Here is a 21,588-nt window from a genome sequence, read left to right as displayed (position 1 = left end):
TTTAATCAGTACGGTCTGTCAAAATCAAAGGCAACCTGTGTTACTTATAGTTGCCTTTGGTTTGAGTAGATTATGCGGTTGGGTTACCATCCGCAGGTTTCGCAGACTGCTGCTGAGACGATGTATCCTGACGGTTATTACTATTATTGCTATTACCGCCATTTCTGTTATCGCCTTCCCAGCCTGCCGGTGGACGGACGGTAGTGCGGTTCATCAGGTCATCAATCTGAGGTGCGTCAATGGTTTCATACTTCATCAACGCATCTTTCATTGAGTGCAGGATGTCCAGATTATCCATCAGAATCTGACGTGCGCGCTGGTAGTTACGGTCAACGAGAACCTTAACTTCCTGATCAATTAAGCGAGCAGTATCTTCCGACATGTGTTTCGCTTTAGCAACCGAACGACCAAGGAAAACCTCACCCTCTTCTTCCGCATACAGTAATGGCCCCAGTTTTTCTGAGAAGCCCCACTGTGTGACCATATTGCGAGCAATGGATGTTGCTACTTTGATATCGTTGGATGCACCAGTAGAAACATTCTCTGGGCCGTAGATGATCTCTTCTGCAAGACGTCCGCCGTATAAAGTAGAAATCTGGCTTTCCAGTTTCTGACGGCTGGCGCTGATTTGATCACCCTCTGGCAGGAAGAAAGTCACACCCAACGCACGGCCACGTGGGATAATCGTCACTTTATGAACCGGATCATGTTCAGGAACCAGACGACCAATAATGGCGTGCCCTGCTTCATGATAAGCAGTAGATTCTTTCTGCTCTTCCGTCATGACCATTGAGCGACGTTCTGCGCCCATCATGATCTTATCTTTGGCTTTCTCAAATTCCACCATTGAAACGACACGTTTGTTGCCACGAGCAGCAAACAGAGCAGCTTCGTTCACCAGGTTTGCCAAATCGGCACCCGAGAATCCAGGTGTACCACGGGCAATGATGGAGGCATCAATGTCGGTATCCAGCGGGATACGACGCATGTGAACTTTCAGAATTTGTTCACGACCACGGACATCTGGCAAGCCAACAACCACCTGACGGTCAAAGCGACCAGGGCGCAGCAGTGCAGGGTCCAGTACATCAGGACGGTTGGTTGCAGCGATAACGATGATACCTTCATTACCTTCGAAGCCATCCATCTCAACCAGCATCTGGTTCAGTGTCTGTTCACGTTCATCGTGTCCACCACCCAGACCAGCGCCACGCTGACGGCCTACCGCGTCGATTTCATCGATAAAGATAATACAAGGAGCGGCTTTTTTCGCCTGTTCGAACATATCACGAACACGGGAAGCACCAACACCAACAAACATTTCAACGAAGTCAGAACCAGAAATGGTAAAGAATGGTACTTTAGCCTCACCTGCAATTGCTTTCGCCAGCAGGGTCTTACCTGTACCCGGAGGCCCAACCATCAGGATGCCTTTCGGGATCTTACCACCCAGTTTCTGGAAACGGCCGGGTTCACGCAGGTATTCCACCAGCTCACCCACTTCTTCTTTTGCTTCGTCACAACCAGCAACGTCCGCAAATGTCGTTTTGATCTGATCTTCCGTCAGCATACGAGCTTTGCTTTTACCGAAAGACATTGCTCCTTTACCGCCACCACCTTGCATTTGACGCATAAAGAAGATCCAAACGCCAATCAGCAGCAGCATTGGGAACCATGAAATAAAGATAGACGCTAACAGGCCCTGTTGTTCTGGTGGTTCACCAACAACTTTTACCTGTTTGTTTAGCAGTGTATCCAGCAGCTTCTCATCTGGAACTGGCATATACGTGCTGTATTTTCCACCGTTGTCTTTCTTAGTGAAATCAATGTCACGACCAGAAATACGTACTTCACTTATTTGATTCTGTGATAACTCACTGATGAAGTTAGAGTAATCCACCCTACGACCACTAGAATCGCCGGGACCAAAACTCTGGAACAATAACATCAAGACAACTGCGATGACTAACCAGAGAATCAGGTTTTTCGCCATGTCACTCAAGGGATTAACCTCTTATTACAACTGTGTTAACAAATAGCAGCAGGGTACTATACTTTCCGCCCCGTCGCTACAATGTATACTTCACGCGAACGTGCCCGCGAAGCGTCCGGTTTACGAATTTTAACCTTCGTAAAAAGGGAGCGTATTTCCCTCAGGTATTCATCAAAGCCTTCTCCCTGAAACACTTTGACAATAAAACTGCCCCCAGGGGCCAGCACATCACGACACATATCTAATGCTAATTCAATCAGATACATGGATCGAGGAATATCGACCGCGGGGGTTCCACTCATATTGGGAGCCATATCCGACATGACGACCTGGACTTTATTATCACCAACTCTCTCAAGTAATGTTTTCAATACCTGCTCATCACGAAAATCCCCTTGCAGAAAATCAACGCCGACAATGGGATCCATTGGTAAAAGATCGCAGGCAATGACCCGACCACGTCCACCAATCTGACCGACTACGTATTGAGACCACCCACCTGGAGCAGCGCCTAAATCAACAACGGTCATGCCCGGTTTAAATATTTTGTCGCTTTGCTGTATCTCATCAAGTTTAAACCAAGCGCGGGAGCGAAGCCCTTTTTTCTGCGCCTTAAGAACATATTTATCACTAAAATGTTCTTGTAACCAGCGACTTGAGCTTGCTGAGCGTTTTTTATTGGCCATTGTTCTTTCCAACTGTTACTAACAGAGAGTCTTATTTTTTTCACTCTCTTATCAAACCACACCACACACTTATGGTGATAGATAAGAGATGGCGGTAGAATAGGTCGTTTTCAATCCCAACTAAGCAAAAAAACGATGACTCTTAACAAGAAACAAGTGCAATACCTGAAAAGTCTCGCTCATTCATTAAAGCCTGTTGTCATGATCGGTAACAACGGACTGACTGAAGGCGTATTGGCCGAAATCGAACAAACCCTTTCGCATCACGAGCTTATCAAAGTCAAAGTTGCAGGCGAAGACCGTGAAATCAAAACTTTGATCGCGGAAGCTATTGTTCGTGAAACTGGTGCATATAATGTGCAAATTATTGGAAAAATGCTAGTTCTCTATCGCCCTTCTGAAGAGCGTAAGATTAGTTTACCGAAATAATCTCGATATCTTTATACAAAAGTGCCATTTTATCATGACAAAAAAAGACCTCATCGGGCCTTTTCATTATCATTACCGGTATTATGACCACTTACCATTTTCCTTCCCGCACCATCGTGTGGGAAGGAAAGCTTAGCTTTTCAGCTGAATATCAAACATACTCGACGTTCAGAACTTCATATTCCACTTTACCGCCAGGTGTTTCAATCACAGCGACATCATCCACTTCTTTGCCAATTAAGCCACGGGCAATAGGTGAATTAACCGAAAGCAGATTTTCTTTGATATTCGCTTCATCGTCACCCACAATGCGGTAAGTCTGTTCTTCATCAGAATCAACATTCAGCACCGTTACCGTCGCACCAAAAATCACGCGGCCATTGTTGGTCATCTTCGTGATATCTATCACCTGCGCATTAGAAAGTTTAGCTTCAATTTCTTGAATACGGCCTTCACAAAACCCCTGTTGCTCACGGGCAGCATGATATTCGGCATTTTCTTTCAAATCACCGTGTTCACGTGCCTCAGCGATTGCAGCAATAATTTGAGGGCGACGTACATTTTTCAAATGTTCTAATTCTTCGCGCAATTTATCCGCGCCACGTACCGTCATCGGAATTTGTTTCATTTATTAAACCTCTAAATCAATCCTAAGCCCAGACAACATCTTCCTGATTTTTGCAAAAAGTTAACTTATTTTGCAATAACAGTAGATTGCAATATATTGCAACACAATGAGCACACCCTATCAGGCGGGCTTCCAGACAATAAAAGGGGCGTAAACTACAGAATAGTCTGATAGTTCACATACACATTCTACCTGCTAATCTATCATTTTAACGTAGAGTTGGTGATGGATCATCGTTTACTTTTTCCTGAATTGCGTCTTAGTATTATTAATACAAATTTTATTGAAATACACCCACATTTATATGCGAGATCTATGGCTCTTTTAAAAGTTACCAGCAAAATAGCTTGTCTGCTCAGTCTGAGCCTGAGCGTTTTTAGTGCAAATGCTTCTTCAATTGAGAAGAATATTGAATATTTGCCAGCAGGGGTCAACGTTTCATTTATCGCCCAAAAAATCGGTGAAAAAGCACCAATTATTGATTATCGTGGGCAACAACTGGCATTACCGGCCAGTACTCAGAAAATAGTGACAGCATTAGCTGCCTTATTACAGCTTGGCAAAGATTTTCGTTTTGTCACAACTCTGGAGAGCAATGCCAATATTGAAGATGGCAAATTAAAGGGTAACCTTATTGCCCGCTTTGTCGGCGATCCATCACTGACGCGCACGCAACTACGCAATATGGTTGAGAAGCTGAAGCAGTCCGGTATACAGCAGATTAACGGCGATCTCATCATCGACATTTCTATTTTTTCCAGCCACGATAAAGCGCCAGGATGGGTATGGAATGATATGACCCAATGTTTCAGCGCGCCGCCCGGAGCTGCCATTGTCGATAAAAACTGCTTTTCTGTCTTACTCTATAGTGCAGAACAGGCTAATGAACCAGCTATTGTTCACACGCCTTCTTATTATCCCGTCAACGTCTTCAGCGAAGTTAAAACGCTCGCTAAAGGCTCATCGGAAGCAAAATACTGTGAACTTGATGTCACCACAGGAGAATTAAACCGATATACCCTGACTGGCTGCCTGACTCAGCGCGATGAACCCTTGCCACTGGCATTTGCTGTCCAGAATGGGGCAAGCTATGTTGGAACTATTCTGAAAAATGAATTACGCCTCGCGGGAATTGAACTGAAAGGCCACCTACGGCGCCAATCATTTCCTCAACAGCCCGAAAAAACGCTGGCAATGAATCAATCGGCACCTTTACCTGATTTGCTCAAGGTGATGCTAAAAAAATCAGATAACATGATAGCAGATACGGTTTATCGTACTCTCGGCCATTATTACTTTAATGTTCCCGGTACATGGCGTTCCGGTTCTGATGCTATCCGCCAAATTCTAAAACAAAAAGCCGGTATTGACATCGGTAATGCGGTCATCGTTGATGGCTCTGGTCTTTCACGTCACGATCTCATCACTCCTTCAACAATGATGGAAATCCTGCAATTCATTGCGCAACACAACAATGAGCTGGATATCATCTCTATGTTACCTAAAGCAGGTTTTGACGGCACGTTAGCCTATCGTCCGGGACTTCATACTGCGGGTGTGGATGGTAAGGTATTTGCAAAAACAGGTTCATTGCAAGGGGTGTATAATCTTGCTGGCTTTATGACAGCGGCTAGTGGGCAACAGATTGCTTTCGTCCAATTTATTTCATCTTACTCTGTTACCCCAGAAAATCTACGGAATCGTCGGGCTCCTCTGGTTCGTTTCGAGCATCATTTATATAAATCTCTATACCAGAATAATTGATATACCCGTCGTCTTTCAAGTTGCCTCTTTGTTGGCTACGCTCACTCAACCCGGTCACCGTTTTTATAAAAATACGGTACCTATGCTCCCGGGGATTACTGAGAGGCTCCTGCCTCTCACCGGAGGCCAGCCTTTGGCTGGGCAAATTCGTTCCCGACGAATTTGTCATTCCCTTGCCGCCGCGAAGCAACTCGCAATCCATAAGGTATAATTAATTCATAAAAAGGGAATTCCAGAAAGAAAAAAGGGCGCTTTAACAGCACCCTTTTTCATCATTAAAGCATCTGAAATAAGCGATTAGCGTTTATAAATAAACTCAATGCCTTCTTCATCTTCTTCGTCCCAGTCGTCATCCAGATCATCTTCCTCAGATACCTGCTGCAACTGTTCCTTATGATAGTCATCCCACATGAATTCAACTTTTTCCGGCTGAGCGCCTTCTTCAGCATTCATCTGGCGAGGCTGAACTTTAATGAATTCCATGATATCCCAGCAGAGTTCTTTCACACCCTGACGATTCACGGCTGAAATCATGTAGTAATCGCCTTCCCAACCCAGTTCATCCGCAATTGCTTTCGCTTTCAGCTTAGCTTCTTCTGGATCAGTCAGATCAACTTTATTGAATACCAGCCAACGTGGTTTTTCAGCCAGTTTCTCACTGTACTTATGCAACTCGTTGATAATAATACGAGCATTTTCTACTGGATCAGATTCATCGATCGGGCACAGATCAATTAGATGCAACAGAACACGGCAACGCTCCAGATGTTTCAGGAAACGGATACCTAAACCTGCACCTTCTGATGCACCTTCAATCAGGCCGGGAATATCAGCGACTACGAAGCTCTGCTCATTATCCATACGTACAACGCCAAGGCTTGGTACCAGCGTAGTAAATGGATAATCAGCCACTTTAGGTTTGGCTGCTGAAACCGCTCGAATGAAGGTGGATTTACCCGCATTCGGCATGCCAAGCATACCGACATCAGCCAGCAGCATCAGCTCCAGCATCAGGTCACGAGTTTCTCCCGGTGTTCCCATTGTTCTTTGACGCGGAGCACGGTTAACCGAGGATTTAAAACGGGTGTTACCCAGCCCGTGGAAGCCGCCTTTGGCAACCATCAGACGTTGTTCATGACGCACCATATCACCCAGAATCTCTCCTGTAGCGATATCGCGGATACGGGTTCCTACCGGAACTTTAATGGTAATATCCTGACCACGTTTGCCGGTGCAATCACGGCTCTGACCGTTTTGCCCACGCTCAGCGCGGAAGGATTTTTCAAACCGGTAGTCAATCAGGGTATTAAGGTTTTCATCTGCCAGCAGGTAGACATCACCACCGTCACCACCGTCACCGCCGTCCGGCCCACCTTTTGGAATATATTTTTCACGACGGAAGCTGACACAGCCATTGCCACCATCTCCCGCTGCAACCAGTATTCTGGCTTCATCTACAAATTTCATCACTTTTCTCCGTAGGATAGCCACTATAAAGCTGGATGGCAGATCGTACCCAGAGATGGCGTAATCCAAAATATAAAAAGCCCCGCAACACACATTGCAGGGCTTCCGATTCTATCGAAGTTCAAAAAACTTATTCAGCTACGATGCTGATAAATTTACGGTTTTTTGGACCTTTAACTTCGAATTTAACTTTTCCGTCAGCTAATGCGAACAGGGTGTGGTCACGGCCACAACCTACGTTGTTGCCTGCGTGGAATTTAGTACCACGTTGACGAACGATGATGCTACCTGCTAATACAGACTCACCACCAAAACGTTTTACACCCAGACGTTTACTTTCGGAATCGCGACCGTTACGAGTCGAGCCGCCAGCCTTTTTGTGTGCCATTTATCTGCTCTCCTAATATCTTAAGCGATGCCAGTGATCTTAACTTCAGTGAACCACTGACGGTGGCCCTGCTGCTTACGGCTGTGTTTACGACGACGAAACTTAACGATTTTAACTTTCTCGCCACGACCGTGTGCAACTACTTCAGCTTTAACTTTAACGCCTTCGATTACTGGAGCGCCGATCTGGATATCTTCGCCATTAGCGACCATCAGAACCTGGTCAAACTCAACAGTTTCACCTGTTGCGATGTCCAGCTTTTCCAAGCGAATTGTCTGACCTTCGCTTACTCGGTGTTGTTTACCACCACTTTGGAAAACCGCGTACATATAAACTCCGCTTTCCGCGCACCCCCTAAAATTCTTTCCAGAGCGCGCTATAAAATATTCACAATAGGGCGCGAATTCTACGCAAAAACCGTTTGGAAGACAAGAGCAGAATTAGAACAGATGAGAAAAAAGCGGAGTTTTTCGATTGTCATTTATTTGAACGGTTTTTCAAGTACAATCAATAAAACGTGATATCTATTGATATACTAATTAATGAGCACAGCTCTGAATCAGAGTCCGAAGCCAAAACATGAACTTAGAATCGATAATTAAACTTACAGCTGATGATATGGCAGCGGTTAATGAAACCATTCTTAACCAATTAAATTCTGATGTTGCGCTTATCAACCAGCTTGGCTATTACATTATTAGTGGCGGTGGCAAACGCATTCGCCCAATGATTGCCGTGCTGGTCGCTAAGGCACTGGGTCATGAGGGAGAGAAACATATCAAAGTTGCTGCCCTGATAGAATTTATTCATACAGCAACCCTGCTTCATGATGATGTCGTAGATGAATCCGATATGCGTCGCGGTCGGGCAACGGCTAATGCCATGTATGGCAATGCAGCCAGCGTACTGGTCGGTGATTTTATCTATACCCGTTCGTTTCAAATGATGACTGATCTCAACTCAATGCGCGTGCTGAAACTGATGTCCGATGCCACGAATGTCATTGCAGAAGGCGAAGTGATGCAGTTGATGAATTGTAATGATCCGGATATTTCAGAAGATGATTACATGCGCGTCATTTACAGCAAAACGGCGCGCCTGTTTGAAGTGGCATCACATTCTTCCGCTATTCTGTCCAATGCAACCCCGGAACAGGAAGCAGCACTACGCGATTATGGTCGCTATCTTGGTACTGCATTCCAGTTGATCGATGATCTTTTAGATTACGATTCCGATGATAACACGCTCGGAAAAAATACCGGGGATGATCTGAATGAAGGTAAGCCGACTCTTCCGCTCTTACATGCGATGAATCACGGAACTCCTGAGCAGTCAGCATTGATCCGCGAGGCGATTGAAAAAGGTAATGGCCGCCATTTGCTGGATACTGTGCTTACAACGATGAAACAGTGTGGTTCACTCAATTACACCCGCCAACGGGCCGAGGAAGAAGCTGATAAGGCAATTTCAGCGTTACAAGTACTTGATGAGTCTCCATACAAAGCGGCCCTTGTGGGACTTGCCCATATCGCTGTGCAGCGACTTTCCTGAGCTTATGCAATCAGTATCTCAGACTATTCAGTCTGAGATACTGCCTTTGTTTTCAACTTCTTGAATTCCTGTGTATTGGACAAGACTGGCTAGTCCTTTCCGTAAAATGAACTTAACCATGCGCTCCCTTTCGGGCTTGGTCAGTTGATAATAAGCTTCCACCCAAATCATAAACGGATCTTGCCGTTTGTTCCGGTAATACTCAACCGAGCTTTCACTCACGGCCAGTACATTCAGAACATCTTCAGGCAGGCTGTTGACATGATATTCGAGCGCTTTTCCCTGCACCCCACGCTTACGACGCTGTTCCCAACCTTCACGTCTTGCCATCAAGTTTACCCCCTGAGGGGATGATGGCAGACCAGCGAGGCCAATGAGCTCCTTTGCAGAATACCATTCTTTTTTCATCTCTCTCTCCTCGCTTATTACCGGAGCAGTAAAGAGAAAACCAAATTTTATACCCTTTGTTTTTCAATTTGGCTTTTCAAAAGCTGGCTCAGGTAGCTAGAATTTTTTCCAAAAAACTTCTTATACCATCTCTTAGTATCACTTCTGTAATTACCTCCTTTTCTTCATCCGTGAGTAAATTAAATGCACTTACCCAAATAGATAGAGGGTCTTGTTTCTGAACCTGATATTCAGGCGATATTTCATTAAGTTCCAGAGCGGCTAATGTTGTTTCAGGAAAACAAGAATAGTGATATTCAATTGCCCTACCCTGAACACCCGCTCGCTTTTGTCTCATCCATTCTTCACGTTTCGCTCTGGCATTCACTCCTTGTGGTGATCTAGGTAACTCACCTACACCGGTCAACTCCATTGCCGTATACCACTCTTTTTTCATAATGTTTCTCTATTTTTGTAACCAAGTTCAAAAAAGAAGTTATTAAGAAAAAATTAGAAATATTTTTAGAAAAAATAATGTTATTTTATTTTCTTAATAACAGATCCATGTTCGTTATTAATTTCACTCTAACGCTTTAGTTATACCACTAATGTGGCTCTAAATTTAATAGGAAAGGATTAAAAAAATGATTTCTATGAAATCGGATTGGCATCCTGCTGATATTATTGCTGCTTTACGTAAACGTGGAACAACTCTGGCCGCTGTTTCCCGTGAATCAGGATTAAGCTCATCAACTTTGGCGAATACTCTTTCTCGCCCATGGCCCAAGGGAGAATGGATAATAGCAAATTATTTAGGTATTCATCCGTCTGAAATATGGCCCAGCCGTTATTTCGACCCTCATACCGGAGAATTATTAGAAAGGAAAATCAGAGAGAAAAAAGAATAATTAGCTATCAATATATTTATTGAAAAGAAAAACCGCTAACTGTATTTAAGTTAGCGGTTTTAGTTATCTAATATATTTAAGTTAATTCGTATATTAATAAATTAAAAATTAATTGAATTAACCATTAATAAATTTTTCGCCTAATTCAATATCTTTTTTCAGAACGTCTAACATATTATTCAGTGCGTTTTGTTCAAACTCACTCAGCTGACCAATATCTAAACGTTCTTCAATACCATTTTTACCTAAGCGAATAGGCTGTGCGAAGAAGCGAGCGTGTTTGCCATCACCTTCTACATAGCTGCATTCGATAACATTGCTGTCACCCTGCAAAGCACGGATCAGGGAGAGGCCGAAACGGGCAGCTGCTTGTCCCATAGACAAAGTTGCAGATCCGCCACCCGCTTTTGCTTCAACAACTTCAGTACCGGCATTCTGGATACGTTTTGTCAGAGCTTCAACTTCTTCATCAGTGAAACTAACACCAGGAATCTGAGACAGTAATGGCAGAATAGTTACCCCAGAGTGACCACCAATAACAGGAACTTCCAGCTCTTCTGGTTTCTTACCTTTCAGTTCGGCAATGAAGGTATTAGAGCGGATAATATCCAGTGTTGTTATACCAAACAGACGGTTTTTATCGTACACACCCTCTTTTTTCAGAACTTCAGCAGCGATTGCTACAGTCGTGTTCACAGGGTTAGTAATAATTCCGATTAATGCTTTCGGGCATGTTTTAGCGATCTGCTGAACCAGATTACGGATAATGCCTGCATTAATGTTAAATAGATCAGAGCGATCCATACCAGGTTTACGCGCTACACCAGCAGAAATCAATACAACATCTGCGCCTGCCAATGCAGGAGTTGCATCTTCACCCGCAAAACCAGTGACCTTCACTGCTGTCGGGATATGGCTCAGATCGGCAGCAACGCCTGGGGTTACTGGGGCAATGTCATACAAAGAAAGTTCTGAACCTGAAGGAAGCTGGGTCTTGAGTAGAAGGGCAAGTGCCTGACCAATACCACCGGCTGCACCGAGAACTGCAACTTTCATCCTGATACTCCTTTAAAAATTAAGTGCTGTAATAAACTGAAATCTGTCTGGTTAAGAGGCTCAATTTACCCTATTCAATACAGGTATGGGATAAGCCTTCTGCCTTACTCATCACTACGTATTAAAAACAATCTGTTAACAGCCAGATTATCTACCTAATAGCCTGAGGATGGAACACCAAAGTTCTTTATTTTAGACAAAATGCTTATCTGTTAATGAGATAACGGGCACTTTTTTAGGAATTATTCTTGCTATCTTATGAATTAATGAGTTAATTAATCTGTTCTTCTCTTTTACTGCTAGTGATTCCATTTTATTAACAATACATTTACCTTGTTCAATCATGTAATTATGCATCCTGTCACGGTCTTTCCGTCCCTTCCTTGCATAAAAATTCACACTTTTGCATAATATTGACTTCATAACGGATTTAACGATGGTGAAATATGCGAATTCCTTCGAAACAGGAAGATTTGGTAAAAGCGTTCAAAGCATTACTGAAAGAAGAAAAATTCAGTTCTCAGGGTGAGATTGTTGCAGCACTTCAGGAAGAAGGCTTTGAAAACATTAACCAGTCTAAAGTTTCCAGAATGCTGACAAAATTTGGTGCAGTCAGAACCCGCAATGCAAAAATGGAAATGGTCTACTGTCTGCCAGCTGAATTAGGCGTTCCTACTGCCACCAGCCCATTAAAAAATCTGGTATTGGATGTCGATTATAATCATTCAGTCGTGGTTATTCGCACTAGCCCCGGCGCAGCTCAGTTGATTGCACGCTTACTGGATTCATTAGGTAAAGCGGAAGGGATACTTGGCAGCATAGCAGGGGATGATACGGTTTTTTCTACCCCGACAAAGGCTGTTACAACGGCACAGCTCTATGAAGCTATACTCAATTTGTTTGATCAAGAACTGTAAATTAATAATAGATCAAACGCTGTTTAGCCACACAGAGGATCGCCCGATCATTGCGATCCTCTCACATGAACAATCAGGCCGCCTGTTCCTTTTTGTTCAACGCCGCCAGTAATTTCTCATGAATACCACCAAAACCACCGTTGCTCATAATCAATATATGATCGCCGGGCTGTGCTGATTCAACGATCATCCGTACCAACGCATCGATATCAGAACACCAACGGGCGGGTTGAATACATTGTTCAGCAATCTCAGCAACTTGCCACGGAATATTACCAGGCTGAAACAGGAATACTTCATCTGCACGGCCCAGAGAAGGAGCTATCTCATTTTTGCTCATGCCGAGTTTCATCGTATTTGAGCGAGGTTCCAGAACAGCAAGGATACGAGCCATACCCCCGGCCTTACTTCTCAACGCTTCCAGCGTTGCCAGAATTGCTGTTGGGTGATGGGCAAAATCATCGTAAATCGAGATGCCATTCACCTCACCTACTAACTCCAGACGGCGACGAGCATTGATAAAGTCACCCAATACCTGACAAGCGTCCGCAGGTTGCACTCCAACATGGTAAGCTGCTGCAATGGCCATCAAGCCATTATGCATATTATGTTCACCCACTAATGACCAGCTAACTTCACCGACCAACTCACCATGATGGAACACCTGATAAGTGCTGCTGTCCTGAGTCGTTTTTTTTGTCTGCCAGCTCCCTGTTTCACCGGTATATTCCAGTTCACTCCAACATCCCATGCCGATAACCTGTTTCAGATTAATGTCATGGTCGGGGGCCAGGATCTTACCGGTTCCCGGCACGACTCTGACAAGATGATGGAATTGTTTTTGAATCGCAGCCAAATTTTCGAATATATCAGCATGATCGAATTCAAGATTGTTCATAACGAGCGTGCGGGGGCTGTAGTGAACGAATTTTGAACGCTTATCAAAAAAAGCGCAATCATACTCATCCGCTTCAATTACGAAAAACGGGCTTTCACCCAGTTGTGCTGAAACTTCAAAATTACCCGGTACGCCGCCGATCAAAAACCCCGGTTTATAACCACAAGCTTCCAGAATCCATGCCAGCATTCCGGCTGTTGTCGTTTTGCCATGTGTTCCTGCAACCGCCAGAACCCAACGCTCCGGCAAAACATGATCATGCAGCCATTGCGGACCGGATGTATAAGGAATACCACGATCCAAAACCGCCTCAACACAAGGATTGCCCCGTGTCATGGCATTACCGATGATCACCATATCTGGCACAGGATTGAGTTGTGAAGGATCGTATCCCTGGATCAGTTCAATACCCTGATTTTCCAACAGAGTACTCATAGGAGGATACACATTGGCGTCGGAACCGGTCACTTCGTGGCCTAACGAGCGAGCGAGGATGGCCAGCCCTCCCATGAAAGTTCCGCAGATGCCAAGAATATGAATACGCATTTATTTCTATCCGATATCATGAAGTGTATCACTATTCTAACCATCAAATCATAGATTAGAAATGCAATGACCTATCAATCATTCTATTCTTTAGCTAAACTGCCTGCACTTAAGTGCAACACATATGTGATGCACTCTTTTAAAATCATAACCAAATCAGGGCCTTCGTCATGAAAACATTAGGCGAATTCATCGTCGAAAAACAGCACGACTTTCCTCATGCTACAGGTGAATTGACCGCATTACTTTCTGCTATCAAACTGGGTGCCAAGATCATTCATCGGGACATCAATAAAGCGGGTCTCGTGGATATTCTGGGCACCAGCGGTGTTTCAAATGTTCAGGGTGAAGTTCAGATGAAGCTGGACTTGTATGCCAATGAAAAACTCAAGGCAGCACTGAAAGCTCGCGGTGAAGTAGCGGGTATCGCTTCTGAAGAAGAAGACGATATCGTCATCTTTGATGGCGACCGGGCAGAAAATGCAAAATATGTTGTTTTGATGGACCCACTGGATGGTTCTTCGAATATTGATGTAAACGTTTCCGTCGGTACTATTTTCTCCATTTATCACCGAATTACACCGATCGGGCAACCGGTGACTGAAGAAGATTTTCTGCAACCGGGCCATCGTCAGGTTGCGGCTGGTTATGTCGTCTACGGCTCATCCACCATGTTGGTTTACACCACTGGCTGTGGTGTTCATACCTTCACTTATGATCCTTCTCTGGGTGTCTTCTGCCTGACTCATGAAAAAGTTCAGTTCCCGGCAAAAGGCAATATGTACTCCATTAACGAAGGGAACTACATTAAATTCCCTCTGGGTGTGAAAAAGTACATCAAATATTGTCAGGAGCAGGATGAAGAAACTCAGCGTCCTTACACTACCCGTTATGTTGGCTCACTGGTTGCTGACTTCCATCGCAACCTGCTGAAAGGTGGTATTTACATTTACCCAAGTACAGCCAGCCATCCGACCGGTAAATTACGTCTGCTGTATGAGTGCAACCCGATTGCATTCCTGGCTGAACAAGCTGGCGGTAAAGCCAGTGACGGTACAAGCCGGATACTGGATATCAAACCAAGCGAGTTGCACCAGCGCGTTCCACTGTTTGTCGGAACCAAATCGATGGTGGAAAAAGCCGAAAGTTTTATGGCTGAATTTCCCGAAGAATAAATCGATTTATTAAATGGTTAATTGAAGAGGCGTGTTTCGTCTCTTCTTTATAAAGAAATACACCTTTCATAAATTATGGTTCACTCTACGAATCAGAAAAATGGAATTACTTTAGGCCTGTTTTGGCTATAATACCCCGCACTCCATTTTGGTTTGAAATTGAAGGAAACCTTTTATGAGCCTGAACAACGTACCGGCGGGTAAAGAACTGCCAGAAGACATCTACGTTATCATTGAGATCCCAGCAAATGCTGATCCAATTAAATATGAAGTCGACAAAGACTCCGGCGCTCTGTTTGTAGACCGTTTCATGTCAACGGCTATGTTCTATCCGTGCAACTACGGTTACATCAACAATACTCTGTCCCTTGATGGTGACCCGGTTGACGTACTGGTTCCAACTCCATACCCATTGCAGCCAGGCTCCGTTATCCGCTGCCGCCCAGTTGGTATGCTGAAAATGACCGATGAATCCGGTGAAGATGCTAAACTGGTTGCTGTTCCTCATACTAAACTGAGCAAAGAATACGATCACATTAAAGATGTGAACGATCTGCCAGAACTGCTGCGCTCCCAGATTACCCATTTCTTTGAACACTACAAAGATCTGGAAAAAGGCAAGTGGGTAAAAGTTGACGGCTGGGAAAATGTTGAAGCCGCTAAAGCTGAAATCCTGACTTCTTTCGAACGTGCTGCCAAAAAATAATCCTGACGGATAACAGCAAGTTTTGATCGTAAAAAACCTCTGTGTTCTTATCGGCACAGAGGCTTTTTTTTAGTTAGTCAATTAAAGTGATCCTAAAAAATACTATACAGATCGTTATTTTTCTTCGTGACGTTTCAGCCAGTCACCACTTTCTATTCGGGTAAGCCCCTCGACAGATAACATATACAAATAAATCCATGCACTGCCGTAGGGGGTTTTGATCAATTCCCTTTGATATTCCTGAGTGTTCTTTTTCAAATCATCCAGTTCAGTCAAAATGGATGATGTAATGCGATAAACTTCACATTCAAGAGTGCCTTCGCCGCGGACTACCGCGGGATAATGCCCCAGGTCATAAATTTCATACCCCTCAAGCCGATGCTCTCCTAAAAGTTGGGCATAGGTCATCCAGTGGTGATTGCCTTGTTTGCGCCTCAGGCTACCATAAACAATAACTCGCATCGTTAAAACTCAAACTCATAGAGCAGATCTAAAGCCTGATCAATACCAGATACCGCTTCCAGATACAATCTTGGCATCACCCGATAACGTAGGGTCAGAGTTGCCAGTGAGTCAAAAATCCCAACACCATATTTCACCTGTAAGTCGTTGGTAATCTTACCACTCACAACAACCTGCGATTTATCACCAACTCCCTGTGTATCCAGAGCCAGATCAGAGACACCAAAGGTTTCACCTATTTTGCCTACTAATTTACCGCTCTGGGCAACGCCGAGGCCGATCAACATAGAAGTCATCTGGGAGTTGTCAGAGCCTCCCTTTTCTAAGCCTTCACCACGCAACAAGTAAGAAAGTGCTTCCTGTTGCGATTTAACCGGCTCAGAGAAAATTTCAATTTTAGGCTTATCTGCCAGCCCCATTACCCTCACCCCAGCGATGACATTATTCGCTGTCGATTCAGGATTGCGGATTGCTTCAATATTCAACAGTGGTTGATCCGGTGGGCCAGAGAACATAATCAGCCCCTTGCGCACCTGTAAATCCTGCCCATAAGCACGAAATTGACCATCCGGAATATCAATTTGACCATTCAGCGCCAGACCTTGTTGATCCTGAATAACTTTCAGATCTCCTTTCAACTGGGCATTCAAGCCAAATGCATTCAAGCGAACATCATTACCTATGTGAATATTTAAGTCACTTTGAATCAAAATGGAAGATTTTTTCTTTTCTATCGGCTGAAGATTTTTATCCAACATTACTTCGTCAGAAGAAATACCTACAGCAGATTCAGGTAACTCTTGTACAGTAATCCGGGCCCATGGGATACCCACACTACCATTGAGTTTCAATAAATGAGGTGTTGCCTCAAAAACCAAATCAGGACTTACATCTATTTTAACCATGGGTGGCACAGTAACCCGCAGTTTATCCCCATAAGCAGCGACTCTGGCAGACCAGGCATTTAAATTACGCCAGTCTGCATTCCCATGGAGATTAAGCTGTCCCTGAGGCGTTTTAATGACCCCTTCTAAACCAGAACGAACACCATCAAAATAAACGGATAACTGACTCTGGTTAATATCAAATGGCAACCAGTGGCTATTAACCTGAAAAACATCAGCCTTCAGAAAACCATATAACAATGGATTCTTGACACTCCCGCCAAGATTCAAGTTTGCATTCAAAGTTCCGTCAGCTTTTTCACCTTTATCCAAAATGGGCTTAATCAGATTAAGAGAAAGAAAACGGGCATCGACATTACCAGATAATTTACGCCGTCCATCCAGTTCATCTATCTGAACATGACCATCTAATTGACCATTACCGACCAGTTTAAACAACCACGATAAATCAACCTTTCCGTTTTTCAGGCCCGCATTCAGAGTCAGCCTTTCGAAATCAACGGGTAACGTAGAACCTTCCACAACCTGTCGAAGCTGAACCCCATCACCTTCAAGCGCCATTTTTACCTGCGGTAATTGATGCCCTTCCGTCCATTTAACATTAGCATTACCACTGAATATCCCTTTTAGCTGAGTTGTCTTATCCAGATATGGCTGGATCATAGCAAGATCAAAATGCTCCAGTACGATATCAGCCTGTCCGCTGCTACCTGCTTCTATCGGTTTCGGAATACAGAGCTGAGCATTCGGATTCAGCCAACAGTGAGTACCAACGATCACTTTCTGCTGTGCATTTTGGTAATCAAACGTCAGTGCTTTACTTAAACGCCACTCGCCAACAGGTGTATCAAAATAGGTATTATTGATATTACCTTTCCAGCGTTCCTGTTTGCGGTCAAAACTGCCATTCAGGGCCAAACGGCCTGATACAGGGTTTCCATCCACCCGTAATTGCAGCTCATGCTGTCTTTCTGTGCCTTTGGCGTTAAGCTCCAGATTATTGATGGCCAAATCGGCCTGTTTCAGCTGCTGAATAGTGACTGATAACCGGCCTTCAATTTGATCCGTTGACCGTAAATCACCTTTAATAACCGCGCTATCTACCGACAAATCATTTTGCCAACGCACACCACGCGCGTTTAAGTCTGCAACGACCTGAGGTGCTTTTAGGTTGCCACGGAGTTTCAAATCCCCCATAACCACACCAGACAGCCCCGGCAACAGGCCATTTAGTTGTGGTGCATGAATATCACCATCCAACTCCCATTTTTCATCAGTAAGACGGCCTTTAACATCCAGCGTATTACGACCAAATATGACGTTAAATTGGGGGATATCCCATTGCCCCGCTGCATTGCCGGAAACTTTGCCATGCATTTTGATGCTGTTCTGTTTTACATGACCATCAAGGGCGATTTCAGGAAGCTGAAGCTGCCAGCTCCCGCCATATAAGCTACCTCGAACCGCTACCTTGCCATCTATTCTGGCAGGCCATTCCGGCCACTGTTTTTCAGTATCAATACCATGCAGGTGCAACTGAGCATTCCAGCTAATGGCTTTACTCCAGTCAACCACACCAGTGAGTTCGGCATTGCCCTGTAATGCAGACAGGCGCAAACGAGTGAGCCGGAGCAGCTCCTCATTTCCCTTCGCATCCAGAACCAATAAGGCCGGAGGAAGTTCATTCCCTTTAATATCAGAACGCAGGGAAAGGTCATAATCGCTGGCTTTACCATTCAGGTGTAACCTGACATCATTCAGCTGATATTCTGCTTTTGCCGTCAATGGCCACTGTAGGTGATGACTTACCAGTGTCAGGCGCATAGGCAGATTTGCTTTAGCTAATTCCGTCTGAACATTCAGATCCGCATCCACGGGCCCTGCAAGCTTTAATGCCAGATTAAGTTGCTGTAGCAAAGCACCATTCAGTTTTGCCTGAAAATGTTGTCCTTTTACGGGTTCCAGCGTAGTACTACCCTTAACTGACAATTTAACCGGCCACTGTTCAGCAAGTTTTGCCGTCCCCTGTATTACCAGAGAGCCTTCCGGCGCACTCACGCTAAAGTTTTTGATATCTACATCCTGCCCCTGATTACTGGCTTTCAGCTCCACATCATTGATGGTGATATCAGTATCTCCCGCCAAACGAAGCTGGCGGCCGTGAATATTTTCTACTGTGATATCAAGAGGAATAGGAACCGCAGGCAAGTCTGCCAAAAGTGGCTTGGCAAACAGCGTCTTTAAAACTTCACCCAATGATTGTTCAGATTCAGTTTTTGGCCGGGGTTTTTGTTCAGTAGGCTCAATAGGCTTTTTAGGTAGTGCAATCAAAAGATTACTGATTTGTATTGGTTTTAACGTCAGATGCTTTTCCTGCCACTGTGCTCCTGCATTAAATTCACCTAAATCAATCGCGATATCGTCGACTTGGACGTGGATATTCTTTAAAGAAAGGAGATCCAACTCGATAGGATACGGCGTTTTCAATTCAGTTAATGGCTCAGAATCCGGCGATTTTTCTGACGGCGGGAGTTCAGCGGTATTAACCAGAACAGATACGCCTTCCGTTGTCAGGGCATTGGCGCAGATATGGCTGCGATGTAAACAGGAAAGCCGTAGTGAGAGGTGAAAATTATCAGCATTAACATCAATACCCGGCATCTTATATTTAATGCCTTTCAGTGTTAAATCACGCCAGCCGCCACTGACATTTGCTATCTCCAGCCCCGGAACCAAACGCGTTGCACTGTTGATCATAAAATGCAGGCCGGTTTGTGTAGTCACCAATCCCACAACTGTGATGAGCAACAGGCCAACAATCAGCAGGAAAGCAATACTAACTCTTTTTACCCACCTCATAGTTCAGCCCCTAAGCCAATGTAAAACTGAACCTCATGATTATTTTTGTCCCCTACAGGAGAAGCAAGGTCGAACTTAATCGGCCCGACGGGAGAAGCCCAGCGCACGCCAATACCTGCACCGGTTTTGAAGTTACTCCTTTTGATATCATTGACTGCTTCGCCGGTATCCACAAACATAGCTCCCCACCAATTACCATGAACATTGTATTGATACTCCAGCGAGCCAATAACCAGTTTTGATGCACCCGTCAATTTACCATCACTGTCTTTAGGTGAAATTTTCTGATACTTGTAACCACGAATACTACGATCGCCCCCAGCGAAGAAACGCAAATCAGGTGGCACTCTCTCAAATTGATTGGTTTCTATCCAGCCAAGATCGCCGCGCACAACAAAACGATGTTTATCACGTAACGTCCTGACCCAGACGTGGTGAGCCTGTAAAACCATAAAGTCGACATCTGAATGCCAGGTTGTATCAGAGATATCAATTGAGTAGCGCTGGCTATCCCCCCAGTAAGGCATCGTGCCTCCACGCTGGCGGATTCGGCTGATATTAGCTCCCGGATAAAGCAACGCAGTGGTGTTTGTCACATTAGCCTGCGTAAAGTGACTGAGGCTCCAGCGCAGGTTGACACCATACCGCCAGCCGGTGGAGAGATCCCAGTTGCGGGAGAGGTTTAAAGTTGCTGTATCAGAAGTGGTATCGTTAAGTTCTTTACGTTTATAACCGGTTTGCAATTCGTAGTACTGCTCAAGCGGGTTAGCCTTAAGTGGCATTTTATAAGACGCATCAATCACCTGATCACGTCTGGAAACATTGATACTGGTGCTTAAACTATGCCCCCGGGAATTCAGCCACGGTTTTTTCCATTTTACCTGAACACGGGGACCGACATCTGTTGCATACCCTCCACCTAACTCAACATAGTTGGCAGAGCGGGGAACTAGTGAAGCATCCAGTGGTAATATTTTATCTTTACTCTCGCGACCCGTTTTAAAATCAGGTACGACAACTGCCGAATTGAACCAGCCGGTATCTGCCAACCGACGGTTAAGCTCTGCCAGCTCTTCCGAAGAGTAGTAATCACCTTCTTTAAATGGCACCAGATTATTCAGGTAGTTTTCGCGGATTTGTGAACCCTGAAATTTAACAGGGCCAAAACGATAACGCTGCCCGCTATCGAAATCAAAATCCCAGTAAGATACATGCCGTTCTTTAGAGACTTCCAGCTCACTTTTTTTCATTTCGGCATCAAAATATCCTTTCCTGAGAGCAAGATTATTCAGCGCACTCTTAAAACTTTCATATTCACCATGATTCAGGATCGTCCCATCTTTCGGCATATTTTTTTTGATCATTGCAGCATAATCAGGATCGGTTCTGGCTCCACCTTCCAAATCAACCTTAACACCGGCAATCCGAACCGGTTCTCCTAAAGTGACTTTTGCTGTTAAAACCGGACGGGAAGGAGGCGTATTTTCCTGATAAGTGAATTCAATTGTAGGCTCATAATATCCCAGTGGCCTGAGTCCTTTTCGTATAGCTTTCTCGACACGGGCACGAAAACGTCCATCGGGAGAAACTTCATCAGTACTAATGTTTGAGAGCTGCACTCTGGCATTTTTTTCCAGTTCGCCAGAAAGTCCTTCCACTTTCAATCGTAAATTTGCACTATAAACCGATGGAGTTGCGATAGACACACAAAGCACAAATATGAAAGAGTATCGTGACACGCTAACTCCTAATAAATTTATTTAGGGGTAATATTCAGCAGTATAAAAATTCTGCCATAAATTAATTTTGGTAAAGCTTTATAGATACACAAGCAACTCTATAACCATAAAATAGATGATAAAC

Annotated in this window: 20 protein-coding genes; 7 read left to right on the top strand and 13 right to left on the bottom strand. The window is 44.4% G+C overall.

What is annotated here, in order from left to right; genetic code table 11:
- Positions 1 to 70 precede the first annotated feature (70 nt).
- Together ftsH and rlmE are read right to left on the bottom strand one after the other, a co-directional pair.
- Complete coding sequence (gene ftsH / locus AACS92_RS20585) at positions 71 to 2,002, bottom strand: ATP-dependent zinc metalloprotease FtsH (RefSeq protein ID WP_169926585.1); 1,932 nt, start codon at positions 2,000 to 2,002, stop codon at positions 71 to 73.
- Between the two features lie 47 nt (positions 2,003 to 2,049).
- Positions 2,050 to 2,679 (bottom strand): 23S rRNA (uridine(2552)-2'-O)-methyltransferase RlmE, encoded by a 630-nt coding sequence (gene rlmE / locus AACS92_RS20580; RefSeq protein ID WP_099109395.1) that lies wholly within the window; start codon positions 2,677 to 2,679, stop codon positions 2,050 to 2,052.
- Between the two features lie 135 nt (positions 2,680 to 2,814).
- Between rlmE and yhbY the strand changes: the two genes are divergently transcribed.
- Positions 2,815 to 3,108: a ribosome assembly RNA-binding protein YhbY gene (yhbY, locus tag AACS92_RS20575; RefSeq protein ID WP_038261477.1), complete on the top strand. Its 294-nt coding sequence runs from the start codon at positions 2,815 to 2,817 to the stop codon at positions 3,106 to 3,108.
- Positions 3,109 to 3,259: 151 nt separating this feature from the next.
- Here yhbY and greA read toward each other — a convergent pair whose 3' ends face one another.
- Positions 3,260 to 3,736, bottom strand: coding sequence for a transcription elongation factor GreA (gene greA, locus AACS92_RS20570; RefSeq protein WP_099109394.1), 477 nt, complete (start codon positions 3,734 to 3,736; stop codon positions 3,260 to 3,262).
- Positions 3,737 to 4,051: 315 nt separating this feature from the next.
- Between greA and dacB the strand changes: the two genes are divergently transcribed.
- Positions 4,052 to 5,500, top strand: coding sequence for a serine-type D-Ala-D-Ala carboxypeptidase (gene dacB / locus AACS92_RS20565; protein WP_193756897.1), 1,449 nt, complete (start codon positions 4,052 to 4,054; stop codon positions 5,498 to 5,500).
- A gap of 297 nt (positions 5,501 to 5,797) precedes the next feature.
- Here the strand turns inward: dacB and cgtA are convergent, their stop codons facing one another.
- From cgtA to rplU, 3 genes are all read right to left on the bottom strand, one after another.
- Positions 5,798 to 6,967, bottom strand: a complete 1,170-nt coding sequence (cgtA, locus tag AACS92_RS20560; protein ID WP_099109392.1) for an Obg family GTPase CgtA — start codon at positions 6,965 to 6,967, stop codon at positions 5,798 to 5,800.
- 130 nt (positions 6,968 to 7,097) lie between these two features.
- Complete coding sequence (rpmA, locus tag AACS92_RS20555; RefSeq protein WP_038261469.1) at positions 7,098 to 7,355, bottom strand: 50S ribosomal protein L27; 258 nt, start codon at positions 7,353 to 7,355, stop codon at positions 7,098 to 7,100.
- A 20-nt stretch (positions 7,356 to 7,375) separates the two neighbouring features.
- The gene (gene rplU / locus AACS92_RS20550; RefSeq protein ID WP_099109391.1) at positions 7,376 to 7,684 is read right to left on the bottom strand and encodes a 50S ribosomal protein L21; all 309 of its coding nucleotides are present in this window, start codon (positions 7,682 to 7,684) and stop codon (positions 7,376 to 7,378) included.
- Positions 7,685 to 7,934: 250 nt separating this feature from the next.
- Between rplU and ispB the strand changes: the two genes are divergently transcribed.
- Positions 7,935 to 8,906: an octaprenyl diphosphate synthase gene (ispB, locus tag AACS92_RS20545; protein WP_099109390.1), complete on the top strand. Its 972-nt coding sequence runs from the start codon at positions 7,935 to 7,937 to the stop codon at positions 8,904 to 8,906.
- Positions 8,907 to 8,933: 27 nt separating this feature from the next.
- Here ispB and AACS92_RS20540 read toward each other — a convergent pair whose 3' ends face one another.
- Positions 8,934 to 9,314 carry a DNA-binding protein gene (locus tag AACS92_RS20540; protein WP_099109389.1) on the bottom strand — a complete coding sequence of 127 codons (381 nt, stop codon included), beginning with the start codon at positions 9,312 to 9,314 and terminating at the stop codon, positions 8,934 to 8,936.
- Between the two features lie 88 nt (positions 9,315 to 9,402).
- Positions 9,403 to 9,750, bottom strand: a complete 348-nt coding sequence (locus tag AACS92_RS20535; protein ID WP_099109388.1) for a DNA-binding protein — start codon at positions 9,748 to 9,750, stop codon at positions 9,403 to 9,405.
- A gap of 187 nt (positions 9,751 to 9,937) precedes the next feature.
- Between AACS92_RS20535 and AACS92_RS20530 the strand changes: the two genes are divergently transcribed.
- Positions 9,938 to 10,201 carry a helix-turn-helix domain-containing protein gene (locus AACS92_RS20530; protein WP_086955129.1) on the top strand — a complete coding sequence of 88 codons (264 nt, stop codon included), beginning with the start codon at positions 9,938 to 9,940 and terminating at the stop codon, positions 10,199 to 10,201.
- Between the two features lie 117 nt (positions 10,202 to 10,318).
- Here AACS92_RS20530 and mdh read toward each other — a convergent pair whose 3' ends face one another.
- Positions 10,319 to 11,257 (bottom strand): malate dehydrogenase, encoded by a 939-nt coding sequence (gene mdh, locus AACS92_RS20525; protein ID WP_099109387.1) that lies wholly within the window; start codon positions 11,255 to 11,257, stop codon positions 10,319 to 10,321.
- Between the two features lie 446 nt (positions 11,258 to 11,703).
- Here mdh and argR point away from each other — a divergent pair, with 446 nt between their 5' ends.
- Positions 11,704 to 12,174, top strand: coding sequence for a transcriptional regulator ArgR (argR, locus tag AACS92_RS20520; protein WP_099109385.1), 471 nt, complete (start codon positions 11,704 to 11,706; stop codon positions 12,172 to 12,174).
- A gap of 73 nt (positions 12,175 to 12,247) precedes the next feature.
- Here argR and mpl read toward each other — a convergent pair whose 3' ends face one another.
- Complete coding sequence (gene mpl / locus AACS92_RS20515; protein ID WP_099109384.1) at positions 12,248 to 13,618, bottom strand: UDP-N-acetylmuramate:L-alanyl-gamma-D-glutamyl-meso-diaminopimelate ligase; 1,371 nt, start codon at positions 13,616 to 13,618, stop codon at positions 12,248 to 12,250.
- 170 nt (positions 13,619 to 13,788) lie between these two features.
- Here mpl and fbp point away from each other — a divergent pair, with 170 nt between their 5' ends.
- Positions 13,789 to 14,793 carry a class 1 fructose-bisphosphatase gene (fbp, locus tag AACS92_RS20510; protein WP_099109383.1) on the top strand — a complete coding sequence of 335 codons (1,005 nt, stop codon included), beginning with the start codon at positions 13,789 to 13,791 and terminating at the stop codon, positions 14,791 to 14,793.
- A gap of 175 nt (positions 14,794 to 14,968) precedes the next feature.
- Positions 14,969 to 15,499, top strand: a complete 531-nt coding sequence (ppa, locus tag AACS92_RS20505) for an inorganic diphosphatase (protein WP_099109382.1) — start codon at positions 14,969 to 14,971, stop codon at positions 15,497 to 15,499.
- A gap of 114 nt (positions 15,500 to 15,613) precedes the next feature.
- On the opposite strand, the gene AACS92_RS20500 is transcribed toward ppa, so the two are convergent.
- Genes AACS92_RS20500 through tamA form a run of 3 tightly spaced genes read right to left on the bottom strand, consistent with a single transcriptional unit; the run spans position 15,614 to position 21,464 of the window.
- Positions 15,614 to 15,961: a gamma-glutamylcyclotransferase family protein gene (locus tag AACS92_RS20500; protein ID WP_099109381.1), complete on the bottom strand. Its 348-nt coding sequence runs from the start codon at positions 15,959 to 15,961 to the stop codon at positions 15,614 to 15,616.
- Between the two features lie 2 nt (positions 15,962 to 15,963).
- Complete coding sequence (gene tamB, locus AACS92_RS20495; protein WP_099109380.1) at positions 15,964 to 19,725, bottom strand: autotransporter assembly complex protein TamB; 3,762 nt, start codon at positions 19,723 to 19,725, stop codon at positions 15,964 to 15,966.
- Positions 19,722 to 21,464: an autotransporter assembly complex protein TamA gene (gene tamA, locus AACS92_RS20490; protein ID WP_099109379.1), complete on the bottom strand. Its 1,743-nt coding sequence runs from the start codon at positions 21,462 to 21,464 to the stop codon at positions 19,722 to 19,724. Before tamA ends, tamB begins: the two co-directional genes overlap by 4 nt.
- Positions 21,465 to 21,588 lie beyond the last annotated feature (124 nt).

This window comes from Xenorhabdus sp. KJ12.1 (assembly GCF_963876495.1).
GTDB classification, from domain to species: domain Bacteria; phylum Pseudomonadota; class Gammaproteobacteria; order Enterobacterales; family Enterobacteriaceae; genus Xenorhabdus; species Xenorhabdus stockiae.
The sequence above is the reverse complement of the archived record's forward strand: the minus strand, read 5'-3'. Positions and strand labels throughout refer to the sequence as shown.